We start from the raw sequence: 13814 nt of genomic DNA on the forward strand, positions 1-13814 counted from the left end.
ATTGCATTTAAGCAGTCAACCAAAACTGTCCGTCGTGGATCGTCAGGTCTAAAAGACCACATTACTAGGGAAAATAGCATCGCCCATCCATCTGCAATTAGACATAGCAGCGATCGCATCTTTCTATTTCAAAGTATTGATCCCCAAGAATGGGAACGCTGTGGGCATAATCCAGTAGCAATTTTAGAATCGGCAACTTAAGATCGAGAATAAATTCGTGCTGTGTTTATGGCAACTCAACTTAGCCAAGCCAAATCACCAACAGAACTGGTAATCTCTTGGGAAGCCTTGCCCAAAGATTTTCAACTAGAGGATGAACCAGTGGAGAATATTGGTCAGCCACTTTTGGCTGGTGCTTTGCGTGAAAGCTTAGAAATCAGTGGATTCATTCAATCCCAGATGTTGATAGCTTTAAACTTTGGTCTTTGTGCCACTATCAACCAGCAATTTATTGCCAAAGCACCAGACTGGGTTTATGTGCCGTCGGTTAATCAAGTGGTGGCTAACCGCAAAAGTTATACACCTAATTTAGAAGGAGATATTCCGGCGATCGCTATTGAATTTTTATCCGATACTGAGGGTGGAAAATATTCGGTAAAGCGAACTTATCCACCAGGAAAATGGTTTTTCTACGAGCAAATTTTACAGATTCCCATCTACGTTATTTTTGAACCTGACGGCGGTTTATTAGAATATTATCAACTGGAAAATAAGCGCTATGAGTTAAAGCAACCCGACGAAAATGGTCATTACTGGCTCGATGTGATGGGCTTATTTTTGGGAACTTGGCAAGGAACAGAAGAAGGTCGTACTGGGTATTGGCTGCGCTGGTGGGATCGAGATGGTAATTTGTTACCGTGGGCTGTAGAACAGATTGAACAAGAACGCCAACGTGCTGAACAAGAACGTCAGCAGAAAGAACGACTGATTACTTATTTGCAATCTCAGGGTATTGACCCGAATAATTTGCCCCCGTTTGAGTAAAGGCAATTCATAAATTGTTTTTACAATAATTATCTGATTGTGCAAAACCGACTAGTTTGCGATGAAAATCCTAAATTAACGTGAGTTCGACGAGCTAAAAAATGGCAGGAGGCAATGCAGACAAATCTTTTGGATAAATGTCAATAGACGGTTTATTTGTCATCACTTGTGACAAATGCATTCCGGAGTAAGTAACTGCGACGCTCCCCTTTGTAAATGGTAACTGTGGTACTTGTTGCCATATCCTTGGCTGTTGGCACAAAAAACTTCATAGGCTTTAATTATAAGTAACGTGAGTTTCACTAGCACAAGCGTAACCCAATTACCAAGGCAATCTGCTCCCATCCCATGAGAAAAACTGTCCACTATTATCTTCTTGAAGCTGCTCGATGACAGCCAATAATTGGGTAACAGTGCGTTCCACTGAAAATAATTTTTCCGCAGGTACATTTCCCTGGAAAGGACGAGAAAGACGGGTATCAGTTGTACCAGGATGCAATGTTACTATTAATGCTTTGGGACAACTTCTTTTATACTCAATTGCCGCAGTTCGCATCAACATATTGAGTGCTGCTTTAGAAGCCCGATAGCCGTACCATCCACCAAGTTGGTTATCGCCAATACTGCCCAATTTAGCAGAAATAGTGGCGAACACGCTGCGTTCTCTATGACGAAACAAAGGCAATAAATGTTTAGCCAGTAAGACAGCACCAATACTATTTATCTGAAAGTAGCGCAGCAAATTTTCTGAATTGATCTGTCTTAAGCTTTTTTCAGGTTGGAAAGTATCTTCATGTAACAGTCCTACACAGTTGACTACTAAATGCAGTTTGTCAACTTGAATATGTATTTTTTGAACAGCTTCAATAATTTGTAACTCGTCACTAATATCCATCTCCAAACAAATTAATCGCTCAGGATATTTGTCTGCAAGAGTTATTAACTCTAAGGCCGATTCCGGTTGACGAGAAGTTGCATAAATTTTAGCTATCCTACGATCTTGTAGCAATTTTTTCACAAAACCCAAACCAATACCTTGGCTGGCTCCCACAATCAAAGCATTGACAGGATTAGTTTCATCGATAAAAGACATATCAATTTAGATAACTTGTGGAGGGATTTGATATTCATAGCCATAGGCAAAATAAGCACCAATTTGTCTCTGGCTGCGATCGCAAAAACTAAAGCCTTCATATACTACTCTCAGGCGCGGACACGAATCATCGCAATCTAGAGGTAAATAACGTTTACTAAGTGTTTGTACGTGTTCAACAGCCCAAGCCAGTAGTGTGGAACTGCAAAGTGATGTACAAATGCTGACTCTTCCTAAGAGATGTCGGATTAGACAAGTAAATGCTCTAGTTCTTAGAGCAAAGCGCCACCACAACTAGAACCACACCCAGCAGTACAACCATAGCAATAAGCAGCAGTTTGCACCTGACTAATCAGGTCTAAATTGCCAGTTTCTAACAATTTGCCAACTGTTAAAGTTTCACCATTGCGAGTTTTTGCAGGCAAATTCATCATTTGGTTAAAGTCACAATCATATACATTACCTAGATAGTCAATTGAAAGTTCATCGCAATACATTAAATATTCAACTGTGCTGGGATTAAAATGCGACTCTAAAAACTGCAAATAGCTGGTGTATAATTTTCTCCGTTCTAAATGCATTTTAGTTCTACCAACGGGTAAGTTGGTAAAGGTGAATAGGTTGTTAAATACAATATTAAAATGCTCTTGCAAGAACATTTTAATATTGTTCTAAGTTACTCTGTTCGGGGGCTAAAGAAAATTTTTCATTAGTGGGCAACTGAGGATTAAAAACCAAGTCCAAAATTAAATTTTGCTCTTTACCATAGCTGAGTTGGTTAAGCCACTGTAAAGCTTTGACTGAACTATCAAAGACACCAGTACCGTGCATTTTGTCAACATTATCTGCTAAGTAACAGGGTAAGGAAGCTACAACTCTTACTTGGTGTTTAGCAAAATATTCTGGTAAATCACCAAATCCATCTTCAAAATAAATAGTCAAATTAGACCGGACAATCACTTGTTTACCACTTGCTTTTGCTGCTTCTACCAGTGGCTTAAATCCATAGTTCATTTCGGGTGCGCCACCAGTCAAATCTACAATTTTAATTTCGGGAAATTTATGGATTAGTGAAATCAATTGTTGGCAAATTTCAGGATAAAGTTCTTCTGCACGTTTTGGCCCAGCTTCAACATGACAGTGTGTACAAGCAAGATTACAACGCTTACCTAAATTAATTTGTAAAACAGTAATTCCTTTTTTTTTCAAAGGTGAGCTGAGTTTATTTTTAAAAGCTGTGATTGCTGTATCTAGTAAAATTTTTGTTTGAGTTTTCATTAGTTACTACTCCTAAACAATTCCACAACAATATTTATTTTCCCTATCCTTGCAATAATCTGTAGGTGATTGCACTAATAGTTGCGGCAGTTGGTAAAGTTAAAATCCACGATAGTAAAATCTGATAAAAAACACGAATATTAGATTTAGATTTTTTGCTAATTAATCCTACACCAAAAATAGAACTAACTGAAACGTAAGTGGTAGAAACTGGAAGCCCAAACTGAGTAGCTGCAATGATCAGAACCCCAGTTACTATATTTGCTGATAAACCTTGATTATAATTCATTGAGGTAATCTTTTCACTCATGGTTATTGCAACTTTCTGAGAGTTGAGTAAACCGCCAAGTGCCGTTGCGAGCGCTATCGTGATCATTCCTCCCTGAATCGAGAAATACTCAATAATTAAGATGAGTGAAATAAGTTTAGGAGTATCATTTAATCCTCTAGCAAAACTGATAATTCCAGCACTGAAAAAATGGCAACCATCAATCATTTTTTGATTAAATGGTAGATGCCATTTTGAATTAATATAGCCAGATAAGCTGTAAATTCCTGCTCCCAAGGGAATAGCAATGATTGGACTGAGTAATAAAGGCAAAATAAAGGAATTTCCCAAGGCAGCAAAATTAACTTGTAGTCCGATCGCAACTAATCCAGCGCCAACCAGCGCACCTGTTAAACTGTGAGTTGTGGAAATGGGAAACCCCATGATAGTAGCAATGAGTACAGTTAATCCAGTAGCGATCGCTACTGCTAGATGGAACTCTGGAGAATTAGCGATCGCATCAGGTAATAGTCCTTTCCCAGAGAAGTTTTTAATTAATCCTCCTGCCAAAAAAGTTGCAGTTATTGCACCAGCAAAAGTTGTAAAAGTTGCCCATAAAATTGCTGTTTGATAGCTGCTAGTTCGGCTACCAAACAAAGTTGCTACACCTTGAAAATTATCATTTGCTCCATTTGAATATGCTAAAAAAAGCGTAGCTAAAAATAGACTAATTAACAACATTTTGGGTTAATAAAGAAAAATTCAAAATTCAGAATCTAGAATTTAATTAGTGAAATATTCAAATTCTGCATTCATTATCCAGTCGCACAGAACCATTCTAATTTCTGACTTCTGACACTGAATTATTAGATAAATTAACAGCAGCCACCACCGCTATAATGCCAGGTTGAATCAGTAGCAATTATTTCTGCTGGCTTGGTAGCAGCAAGTTTAACAGCGGTTTTATCACACACCGCAGCCGGAATACCTAGCTTAAGTATAGGACTCATATTTGATTTTTGAACAAAACTCAGTACACCTTTATTCCTTCTTAAGAGTCCCCAGTCCCTTACCTCTACGAATGATTCAGAAATCAAATCGGATTGCTATATATGACCTGCTAAATCATCAAAGAAAAGTTCCGAACCAGCATAAATTGCCGTTTTTGCCGTGAAAATGCAAGCACCATTTTCTGGAACTACAACTTTAAATGAGACAGAATCTAGACTTTCTAAAAGTAGGTTGTCTTCTAAATTATAAGTCTGGGAATCTAATAGACGATAAGGACGACGGGCACGAATTTCAATTTGACCAAAACCAGCATCTATAATCCTTTCAGTATACTGTTGATATGTGAGTGCGCAGGGTAAAGACATTGCTCTCAATCGCTCATCTTCTTGAAGATGTGCTGGAATTGGACGAGTGGCAATAGGATCGCTCATCTGCAAGCGTCCACCTGGTTTTAATACGCGATGTGCTTCTTTTAAAGCACGAGTTAAATCTTCTGGTTCAAAGATGTTGAAAAGGCAATTTTGTGCCACGATATCGACGCTAGCATCAGCAACAGGTAAGTTAAAAGCATCACCTTCGCGGATATCGACAAAGCTGGTGTTAAACCAGGGATTTTCTTGAGCAGCAATTTCCAGATTACGTGCAGCTGCTTCCCGCATAGCCCCAACCGGTTCAACGGCAATTACAGCACTTGCATAGGGAGAAAAATAAGCACATTGCAATGCTTCTAAGCCGCCGCCAACGCCGACGTACAGCACAGTAGGTTGCTTTCCTAGTTCGGTGGGGTGAACAGTGGTGCCACAACCATAATTCATTTCCTGCATTGGCAAAGGAATTTTCAATCCTGGTAGTTGCAGGGGCGTACTTTGTACACAACAAAGTCCAACTTGCGGGGTTTGGGCAACTTCGCGGTAGAATTGTGCTGCTGTTTCTAGATAGGTCATGCCATTTTGGGTTTTGGATTTTAGATAATCACAGCTTTGTGCATCTTAGTATAATTAACTTTTAGTTGGATGAGTTTTTGTTGAGATTGCCAAAAGTCCCAAATCTTTCTATCATGGAAAATTTTGGGGTTTTAGTATTATTTTAAATTGGAAGTTGGACAAGAAGTAAGAAAAGATGAAGGAGTAGGGGATAAGGGGAACAAGGGAAACAAGGGGACAAGGTGACAAAAGTTAGAACTTGCAACAAGTCTTTCCCTTCCCCTTGTCCCTAATTCTCAAGAGTCCCCAACTCTCTTCCCTGTTTGCCCAAATTCAATCATGCAATGTGTAGCCAATACCGATCACAGTTTGAATTAGACATTTTTCGTTATTGGCTTCAAGTTTCAGGCGCAGGTAGTTAATGTAAGGTTCAATGATGTTGGCATCGCTGATGAAGTCGTAACCCCAAACTTCCTCTAAAATGCGATCGCAGCTAATTACCTGTCGCGGATGAGCTAGTAAATATTCTAGTAAATCAAATTCCTTAGCAGTTAACTCAATTAACCGCCCATCTCGATACACTTCTTGCGTGCGACGATTTAAACTTAGGTCTTCAAATTCTAAAACATCTGCGGTCTGTGGTTGCTTGCTTCTTCGCAGGTGAGCGCCGACTCTGGCTAATAATTCATCAATGCTGAAGGGTTTAACGAGGTAATCATCAGCACCAGCTTCTAAGCCTGCAATGCGATCGCTCACTTCATCTTTGACGGTTAATAAGATGATCGGTACTTTCTCGGCTATACATCGCAAGCGGTGGCAAATTTCCAACCCTGACAAACCAGGCAACATCCAGTCTAAAATTACTAAATCCAGATGTAACTCACGCGCTGCGGTGAGTGCAGTTAATCCATCGTAGGCAATACTGACTTGATAGCCTTCATAATTCAATTCCAATTCGACAAATCGTGCCAGTTTGACCTCATCTTCAATCAGTAAGATGTGCGTCATGGTAATGTTAATGATTTCAGCAGGATACGGTAAGCAACAATACGTTCTGGAAACACTTTAGTGAGGTGTCAGCCACTTACATAGCCAAACATCTAATTAGGTGTACGTTAGCTTAGTATAAACCTGAGTAAGTAACAACCGTAAATCTGCAATTAGCGATCGCTGCTTGAGCAAATAACAATCCAACCTAGCTATCAGCAATAAGCTGTGATATCTTCACCACATTCATCGGCAAAATAACAGAGCGCTTTAAAACGCAGGATGCACTAGGTGAAAACTACCTCCAACGAGTGCGTGCAGCCATGAAATGCAAATGTGCATGCACAAGGATATTTTTTCTCCCAACCTCTTGATAGCAAATCGGTATAAATATTAATTTTATCTGGGATTGAACCTAGATATTAGCCAGTTTTTAGCTTAGTGTAACTAACTCGACAAAAGCCAGATATTACAACCAATTTAGAACCGCTATAGTTAACTTGTGTTGTTAACCAAATTCTTGGAGGCGCAGCTAAAGCCCGAAAAAGTATCAAGCTTTAAGAAAGCTGCGAAAACTAATGACTGATGACTTTTTCAATCACAAAAAGCTACTTTTTGACCTATGGGCATCAAGTTATGATTGGTTCTTTCCTTCAGTGTTTTATCGAGCCGTTCACCAACGGTTGTTAGAGTACGTCGATTTACCAGAGCCAGCGAATATACTTGATATTGGCTGTGGTACTGGACGCTTGCTTGAACGCCTTGCTACTCAGTTTCCCAATCTCCGAGCTACCGGATTGGATTTATCTGCCAATATGTTACAGGTAGCAAGAGAGAGCAACCGCCACCATCCACGCTTAATTTATATTCAGGGCAAAGCTGAGTCTCTTGCCTTTACAGATAGTCAATTTGATGCCGTTTTCAGTACTATCAGCTTCTTGCACTATTTGGAACCTAAACAGGTGGTTAGTGAGGTAGCACGGGTACTTTCTCCTGGTGGACGCTTTTATTTGGTTGACATTACTTCCAAAAAAGAGACAGAACCTCAATTATTGCCAGTCTCTCCCCGTGGAATTAGACTCTACAGCCCTAATCAACGTCAACTTCTTGGCTCCTCTGCTGGGCTATTGTGTTTGAATCACCATTATTTACTAGGGCCTGTCTTACTAACGATTTTTGCTAAACCTCCAAATTGAAATCGGAAATGGGGAAGAGTAAAGGGCTAGAAACATCTTGTAGTAAGCCTTGTTCTGTATATCTTAAATTACGTAGCTTGCTTCTCGCTGGAGGCGAGTATTACGAATTAGTCTGACCTCGATATTCCATAAACACCACAGGAACTTTGAGCAGTCTTTTAGCTAACTGCGAGAATCTAAATTTATCCTTGAGCGTAGATAAGCCTATTGTCTTAGGAAATTGTGGCAAGTCTTCAAAAGATATTGGCACAAAGTCAAAGCGACTGTAAAACTGCACTAGCCGTTGACCTAAGCATTCCAGATAAAGTGGTTGCATTGCTGTATTAATCAAATGCTGTGTTAGCAAACTACCCAAACCGCGACCTTTCCAAGCTGATGCAACGACCAAGCTACCAAGTTCTTGTGCCCCTGAAAAATTACGCAGTTGTCCACAAGCTATCAGATTCTGATTGTATTCAATTACCCAAAATTGCTGCCAATTTAATTGGGTTGGGTCAAGTTTCGCTGAAAATACCAGCAATCGAATCGACCACCGATCCGTAGAGGTTGCCTTGCGAAGCACACATCCAGATGGTAACGATAGATTGTTCTGGCTCATTAATTACACTTTGATAGTTTGTATTACAATCATCACACTATACTATTCATTACAGATCCAGTTTAATTATTTGGCTTTTTCTGTCAACTATCAATGAAGAAATTTTAAAAGTATCTTGGACATAAAGCTTATTCCAAGTACTCCCTTAACGACAGTAAGCGTTCTCAGGTTAACAAATTCTATATTTATGGATTTTGATCAGCATACATGAATAGTACTAAACAATACTTACGATAGAGGAACAAATCTGAAATAACTATATTCTGGATAGATGCACTCACACTCTTTATTTTTTTAAGATAATCCTAAGAATAATAAATAATTAGGAATTGTAGTCATGGCTGAAGAACAAAAAGAAAAATCTAATAATCAAGAAGCTACACCTACCGCTTCTGGTGGCTACCAAACCCCTGTTGAAGAAGGTATCCGCAAAACTGGTGATGCTGAAAAGAGTGATGCTAAAGCAACTGCTACTCCAGAAGCACCAGGAGAAGATGGTGTAGCAGGTAGCCCTAATCAAGGAACTGAGTCACGTTAAATGATTAAAACTTGGAAAAGTTTTAATCATTTTGTCAGGTTTTTGTAATCACCCTAATACAGTAAGTATTGAGTGGATATGTAGTGTAATAGCTGCAAATATCCACTTATTTTTTTGTATGATGAGCTACATTATCTCTACGTATCTTAGGGTTCTTTCCCGCAGGAATCGTAGTCAAAAACTCTGATACAGTTAGCATAAAATGTTGCAAAATAGTGGTATGAATGATGAATATATGATTGATAAAACAAAGCAAATACTGAGTCTATTCTCAGTATTTTATATACAGCGATCGCTCAGGGTAATTACTCTCAATATCTTGAGCGAGTTTTTGAGGTTTTTCGCCATCTTCATCCTAGTCGAGAACAGTATGGTAGTTGCATCTAAGCTAAGTCAGATCCGAGCCGGGTGTAGGAATAGTATTTTATATTACCTTCAACGCAAATTGAGGTATCTTTAAATATATACCTAACAACTGCTTAGTAACCTCCTAGTAAGCGTAAAAAATAGGAAATCAGGTGATTATCTAACAAATTGATATAACCCTGTATTATGGAAAAGCTCACAATTCACATTCTATTAGTAGAAGATAGTGCAAGTGATGCTTATCTGCTACACCGGATATTTTTAAATTTAGATCGAGAACAATGGCAGATGTTACATGTTGAACGGTTATCTGAGGCAATAGAAGCTAGCAGAGTTTTTTCTGCGTCCACTTTTAGTAATTCTCAGATAGAGAGTCGAAAGCAATCCAGATTTGACCTAGTTTTATTAGACCTTAGCCTTCCAGACTCTATTGGACTGGACACATTGAAAGAATTTAAGGCAGCAGTACCTGATATCCCAGTTGTGGTATTAACAGGCGTTGATGATGAAGATTTAGCATTACAAGCATTAGCAGAAGGAGCGCAAGACTATCTAGTTAAAGATAAAATAACTATACAATGGTTAGTGCGTGCCATTCGCTATGCCATTGAAAGAAGCGAAATTCTCAACCAACTACGCGAGAGTGAAGAACGCACACGTCAAGCGTTAGCAAAGGAACAGGAACTCAACGAGTTAAAATCAAACTTTGTCGCAATGGTTTCTCACGAGTTCCGCACCCCTATGACTACGATTCAGACGGCTGTAGATATGCTTGAATATAACAGTAATAAACTAACTGATGTCCGAAGAACTAAATATTTCGAGCGAATACAAAATGCCATCATCCAGATGCTTAATCTCTTAAATGAAATATTGTTTTTGAGTAAAACGGAAGCAGCTAAACTCGAATACCAACCTACACTTATAAATTTAGAAAGTTTCTGTAGCGAACTCACAGATATTCTTCAACTAAATGCAGGTAGTAAGCACAGCATTATCTTTACTTTTCAAGGAGAATCGACCCAAACCCAAATTGATGAAGACCTACTAAATTGTATTTTAACAAATTTGATTTCCAATGCCATTAAATATTCCCCTGAAAATGATACTATTTGGTTTAATTTGATTTGCAAAGATTGCCTCGCAATTTTCCAGATTAGAGACCAAGGAATGGGCATTCCCCTCAAAGACCAAACTTATCTATTTCAAACCTTCTATCGCGCTAGCAATGTGGGTATAATTCAAGGAACAGGACTAGGACTTACCATCGTTAAAAAATGTGTAGAGTTACATGGTGGTCATATTCAATTAGAAAGTGAGCAGGGTGTTGGTACAACAGTAATTGTCACTCTGCCACTACAATGATTAGGCAAGTATAGCAAAGTGCTGAGTGCTGTTAACGTCAGCGGAGCGTTTAGCCCGTGCTGAGTATAAACTCAGTATTATCAAAGGTTTTAGCAATCAATATAGTCTTAACCTATGCTTCGACTACCGCTATAAATTATCATAGTTGGGCATTGGGCATTGTTATGAGTTATTCTCCCTTGCTTATTTTAGTGCTTGGGGATTTGGCGTTGGACAAGTTTTATTAGCAAAATCACACTGATAAATATAGGGTTCTTGCCAACTCAGGGGAATTTCTAACAAGTCTCGCACTCCTGTCATGCCTTGTCCAATAAATAGCAACAAAGCAATGCAGTTTAAAATCGTATGGACGATACGCCAGCGATTGGACTTGTCTTGATAAATATCTTGAACAATTGCCAATGAAAAAATCATTAGCACTGCTGCGGTAATTCCAATATAATAATGTGACCAATACCACTCATTGGTGAGGCGATAGACCCCATCTTGACAGCCTAGAATTACTAAACCTACACCAGTTAAAGTTGCAAAAACTGCCCGCCACACCCGTTGCTTTGCCCGATAAAGAAATACTAATGAGGCAATAGTGGCAGCAAATATTAGCAGTATAAAAATAACTTGAAAAGGTGTTTGCTTCCACAATTGATTTTTGATAATATTTTTGCCAATAGGGTAGCTTAATCCGATTAAAGTTAATCCAACAACTGCACTTGTGAGCCTTTCACCTAATTGCTTATGTTCTGCACCCACAACTGGAGGAATTTTACTCTTACTTCCCGCTAAAATTTGCAATCTACGTTGACGTGTTTGCCAAGCAAAATTAACTACTGTACCGATGAGTGGAAACACGAATATAATTGCGATCGCTGGATGTAAAAGACCAAGAAAATCTGTTATTTGCATACAACACCTTTCAATGAATCATTGAATTCATCACAAAGGATAATTTAAAGCATCGTACCATTACTTAAATTAATTTCAGATGAGAATTTGTTTAATATTTATTTTTGTTATTTTTAGTTAATTTTAATTACAAATATTTAAATATCTTATAAAAGATGATGAATTTAAAAAATATTTTTATATATTAAAAGATATACGGAAATATTTATTAATATAAAATTACGTAAATAGATAATCGAAAAGAATAATTTCCAAGTAAAGACAATAAAGCCTCTTTTCTACGAGACACGAATTTGTGTACATGAATTTTATACTATAGCCTGTAGTTATGGTTACGTCTTAATTTTTTTAAAATACATTGCATTGCTATGTGGATTTTCTATTTTCCAGAGCAAGTAATTTTTGTCACCATACACAAAAAACGTTTTATAATTATAATTTACTTCTATTTGCTTGCGCCAGGTATCTGAAGGATTTAATAAAAAAATATCAGTGAACCCATCAGGAATATTGGGGATAGAACAGTCTTTTACTAATTGAAACTGTACTTTTGGCTGTACAAGATAGCTGAGAGAAAAGACATTACCATAATTAATACCAAAATCATTACTAATCAAAAGTGGATGACTAGCCTGATTGAGAATTTTTGCAACTTGTGGATTACCAGAACTAATAACCTTACTCCACCAGGTTTCAGCCTGAGAACTTACCCCATAAGAAACTAGCCCACAAATAATCACTATTCCCATGATTATTTGCCAGATTCTCCGGCGGGCAAAACTTTTATTGTTTAGCTGTGTAGCTAGTAGGTAAGTAATAGCTAGTTGAATTCCTAAGTAAGAAATCAATAAATAACGTTCGGCAAGTGAGCGTATACCCCCAAAAAGTAAATCTGGTAGCATTAAAGGTAATGCAGGAATCATAATCAGCGTAACAATAAATAACCAAATTTTATAGTTAGTTGTTCGACAAGTAAAATAAATAGAATATCCAATAAAAACTAAAACAAGAGGAGTAATTACATAACTAAACGGATTTTCAAAGCCAATGTCCAAATCAAGAAAAATCCGATTTAACTGTAAAAGCCAAGATTGAATTAAAGTGTCTAAAGGTAAATGTCTCTTTGTCCAGGCTGTTGAACTTTTTACTTGCAAGAAGTTAACTATTACAACCATTATCCAAGGTGTAAAAGCTAAAAACCCTGCTAAAGATGCTAATAAATAAGCTTTTACAGTTTTAGTAAATCTAAATTTGGCAATGGCAATTATATAAATACCATGAGCAACTACAACAAATCCACTAAACAAAAATGTATATAGACTAAGCAATAAAGTGACTGCATATATTCCCCAATTTAATACGCGTAACACTCGCCCTTTTGATTCTAACCGTAATGCTCGTAGTAATGAAGCGCTGCATAGTAATACAGTTACTATCCAGAGAATATATTCTCGTGCTTCTTGGGCGTATACTAAGTGAATAGGGGAGATTGCCATGAGTGCGATCGCAACCTCCGATACCCATGCTGATGCTTTAAATAATTCTCTACACAGCCAATAAATACTCGGAAAAATCAACAAGCTGATACATGCTGATAAACTTCTGATTATTGTCACAGAATTGCCAAATCTTTCCACCCAAAACCGAGCGATTATATAATATAGTGGTGGATGCTGTGGATCGTCTACTTCCAAAGATATAATTGTGTCATTTAAACCTTTCTCAATATTGGGACTTTGGAATTTGGCAAAACTTTCCTTATTAATTATACGACCATTAAATATTTGCTGCTTGACTTGATTTACTGTATAACCAGAAATCCGCAATGAAGTGAAAGTCTCATCGTGCCAATAAACTTTGCAGTCAAGGTTAAAGAAACGAAAAAATATACCTACCATTAACAACATGACAATAAGAAACCGTAACCTATTTTGAGTAAGTTGAAGATGTTGCATAATTAAATTTCACAATAACTTGTATAGCAATTATCTACTTTAACGAAACAACTTTATGACTTTTAAAACTATTGCTATTTACAATTGCAAGTGAGTTAAGTAACAGAAATAGTAATTTACCAAAAAATTTGTATACCTAGCTACAAAGTTAACTGTTTATTGAAGTGGAAAAAGTGTGTTTAATAGGATGTTTTTGTAAGAAATCTTGATTATACTGTTGATAAACTGTAACTTTTAGTGTTTATTACATACCCACTATAAACTTACACAATTTACTAATATGAAAATTACACGCTAAACAGCTGATCTCAAAGCAAAAAATATGGGGTGTAATTAAACGTAATTCCCT

Annotated in this window: 12 protein-coding genes and 4 pseudogenes; 5 read left to right on the top strand and 11 right to left on the bottom strand. The window is 37.6% G+C overall.

Annotation, left to right across the window (positions count from 1 at the left end; genetic code table 11):
* Positions 1-60 precede the first annotated feature (60 nt).
* Both V7K79_RS19205 and V7K79_RS19210 read left to right on the top strand, forming a co-directional pair.
* Positions 61-198 (top strand): annotated as a pseudogene (locus V7K79_RS19205) (DUF3417 domain-containing protein); the annotation flags it as partial.
* A gap of 30 nt (positions 199-228) precedes the next feature.
* On the top strand, positions 229-984 hold the full coding sequence (locus V7K79_RS19210; protein ID WP_335049586.1) for a Uma2 family endonuclease: 756 nt from the start codon (positions 229-231) through the stop codon (positions 982-984).
* A 322-nt stretch (positions 985-1306) separates the two neighbouring features.
* On the opposite strand, the gene V7K79_RS19215 is transcribed toward V7K79_RS19210, so the two are convergent.
* The 8 genes and pseudogenes from V7K79_RS19215 to V7K79_RS19250 all read right to left on the bottom strand — a co-directional run bounded on the left by V7K79_RS19215 (position 1307) and on the right by V7K79_RS19250 (position 6828).
* Entirely contained in the window at positions 1307-2077 is a 771-nt protein-coding gene (locus V7K79_RS19215; RefSeq protein WP_335049587.1) for an SDR family NAD(P)-dependent oxidoreductase, read from the bottom strand.
* Positions 2078-2083: 6 nt separating this feature from the next.
* Positions 2084-2371, bottom strand: a complete 288-nt coding sequence (locus tag V7K79_RS19220; protein WP_335049588.1) for a hypothetical protein — start codon at positions 2369-2371, stop codon at positions 2084-2086.
* Positions 2350-3355 (bottom strand): annotated as a pseudogene (gene arsS / locus V7K79_RS19225) (arsenosugar biosynthesis radical SAM (seleno)protein ArsS). The gene V7K79_RS19220 and the pseudogene arsS overlap by 22 nt, the downstream one beginning before the upstream one ends.
* A gap of 43 nt (positions 3356-3398) precedes the next feature.
* On the bottom strand, positions 3399-4364 hold the full coding sequence (locus V7K79_RS19230) for an inorganic phosphate transporter (protein ID WP_335049589.1): 966 nt from the start codon (positions 4362-4364) through the stop codon (positions 3399-3401).
* Between the two features lie 134 nt (positions 4365-4498).
* A pseudogene (locus V7K79_RS19235) lies at positions 4499-4624 on the bottom strand (arsenosugar biosynthesis arsenite methyltransferase ArsM); the annotation flags it as partial.
* Positions 4625-4735: 111 nt separating this feature from the next.
* Positions 4736-5578, bottom strand: a pseudogene (gene arsM / locus V7K79_RS19240) (arsenosugar biosynthesis arsenite methyltransferase ArsM); the annotation flags it as partial.
* 312 nt (positions 5579-5890) lie between these two features.
* Complete coding sequence (locus tag V7K79_RS19245; RefSeq protein WP_335049590.1) at positions 5891-6565, bottom strand: response regulator transcription factor; 675 nt, start codon at positions 6563-6565, stop codon at positions 5891-5893.
* 194 nt (positions 6566-6759) lie between these two features.
* Entirely contained in the window at positions 6760-6828 is a 69-nt protein-coding gene (locus V7K79_RS19250; RefSeq protein WP_335049625.1) for a Mo-dependent nitrogenase C-terminal domain-containing protein, read from the bottom strand.
* Between the two features lie 294 nt (positions 6829-7122).
* On the opposite strand from V7K79_RS19250, the gene V7K79_RS19255 reads away from it, so the two are divergent.
* Positions 7123-7740 carry a class I SAM-dependent methyltransferase gene (locus V7K79_RS19255; RefSeq protein WP_335049591.1) on the top strand — a complete coding sequence of 206 codons (618 nt, stop codon included), beginning with the start codon at positions 7123-7125 and terminating at the stop codon, positions 7738-7740.
* Positions 7741-7840: 100 nt separating this feature from the next.
* On the opposite strand, the gene V7K79_RS19260 is transcribed toward V7K79_RS19255, so the two are convergent.
* Positions 7841-8338 (bottom strand): GNAT family N-acetyltransferase, encoded by a 498-nt coding sequence (locus V7K79_RS19260; RefSeq protein WP_335049592.1) that lies wholly within the window; start codon positions 8336-8338, stop codon positions 7841-7843.
* Positions 8339-8675: 337 nt separating this feature from the next.
* On the opposite strand from V7K79_RS19260, the gene V7K79_RS19265 reads away from it, so the two are divergent.
* Positions 8676-8876 (top strand): hypothetical protein, encoded by a 201-nt coding sequence (locus tag V7K79_RS19265; RefSeq protein ID WP_335049593.1) that lies wholly within the window; start codon positions 8676-8678, stop codon positions 8874-8876.
* Positions 8877-9428: 552 nt separating this feature from the next.
* Positions 9429-10607: a hybrid sensor histidine kinase/response regulator gene (locus tag V7K79_RS19270; RefSeq protein ID WP_335049594.1), complete on the top strand. Its 1179-nt coding sequence runs from the start codon at positions 9429-9431 to the stop codon at positions 10605-10607.
* Between the two features lie 183 nt (positions 10608-10790).
* Here the strand turns inward: V7K79_RS19270 and V7K79_RS19275 are convergent, their stop codons facing one another.
* Together V7K79_RS19275 and V7K79_RS19280 are read right to left on the bottom strand one after the other, a co-directional pair.
* Positions 10791-11510: a DUF4079 domain-containing protein gene (locus tag V7K79_RS19275; protein WP_335049595.1), complete on the bottom strand. Its 720-nt coding sequence runs from the start codon at positions 11508-11510 to the stop codon at positions 10791-10793.
* Positions 11511-11842: 332 nt separating this feature from the next.
* Complete coding sequence (locus V7K79_RS19280; RefSeq protein ID WP_335049596.1) at positions 11843-13465, bottom strand: glycosyltransferase family 39 protein; 1623 nt, start codon at positions 13463-13465, stop codon at positions 11843-11845.
* Between the last annotated feature and the right edge of the window lie 349 nt (positions 13466-13814).

The organism is Nostoc sp. (genome assembly GCF_036917575.1).
Taxonomy (GTDB): domain Bacteria; phylum Cyanobacteriota; class Cyanobacteriia; order Cyanobacteriales; family Nostocaceae; genus Nostoc.

Coding starts and splice junctions, on each gene's coding strand:
- V7K79_RS19260 (WP_335049592.1), bottom strand. CDS start 8,338: ATGAGCCAGAACAATCTATCGTTACCATCTGGATGTGTGCTTCGCAAG.
- V7K79_RS19245 (WP_335049590.1), bottom strand. CDS start 6,565: ATGACGCACATCTTACTGATTGAAGATGAGGTCAAACTGGCACGATTT.
- V7K79_RS19230 (WP_335049589.1), bottom strand. CDS start 4,364: ATGTTGTTAATTAGTCTATTTTTAGCTACGCTTTTTTTAGCATATTCA.
- V7K79_RS19255 (WP_335049591.1), top strand. CDS start 7,123: ATGACTGATGACTTTTTCAATCACAAAAAGCTACTTTTTGACCTATGG.
- V7K79_RS19275 (WP_335049595.1), bottom strand. CDS start 11,510: ATGCAAATAACAGATTTTCTTGGTCTTTTACATCCAGCGATCGCAATT.
- V7K79_RS19270 (WP_335049594.1), top strand. CDS start 9,429: ATGGAAAAGCTCACAATTCACATTCTATTAGTAGAAGATAGTGCAAGT.
- V7K79_RS19265 (WP_335049593.1), top strand. CDS start 8,676: ATGGCTGAAGAACAAAAAGAAAAATCTAATAATCAAGAAGCTACACCT.
- V7K79_RS19215 (WP_335049587.1), bottom strand. CDS start 2,077: ATGTCTTTTATCGATGAAACTAATCCTGTCAATGCTTTGATTGTGGGA.
- V7K79_RS19210 (WP_335049586.1), top strand. CDS start 229: ATGGCAACTCAACTTAGCCAAGCCAAATCACCAACAGAACTGGTAATC.
- V7K79_RS19280 (WP_335049596.1), bottom strand. CDS start 13,465: ATGCAACATCTTCAACTTACTCAAAATAGGTTACGGTTTCTTATTGTC.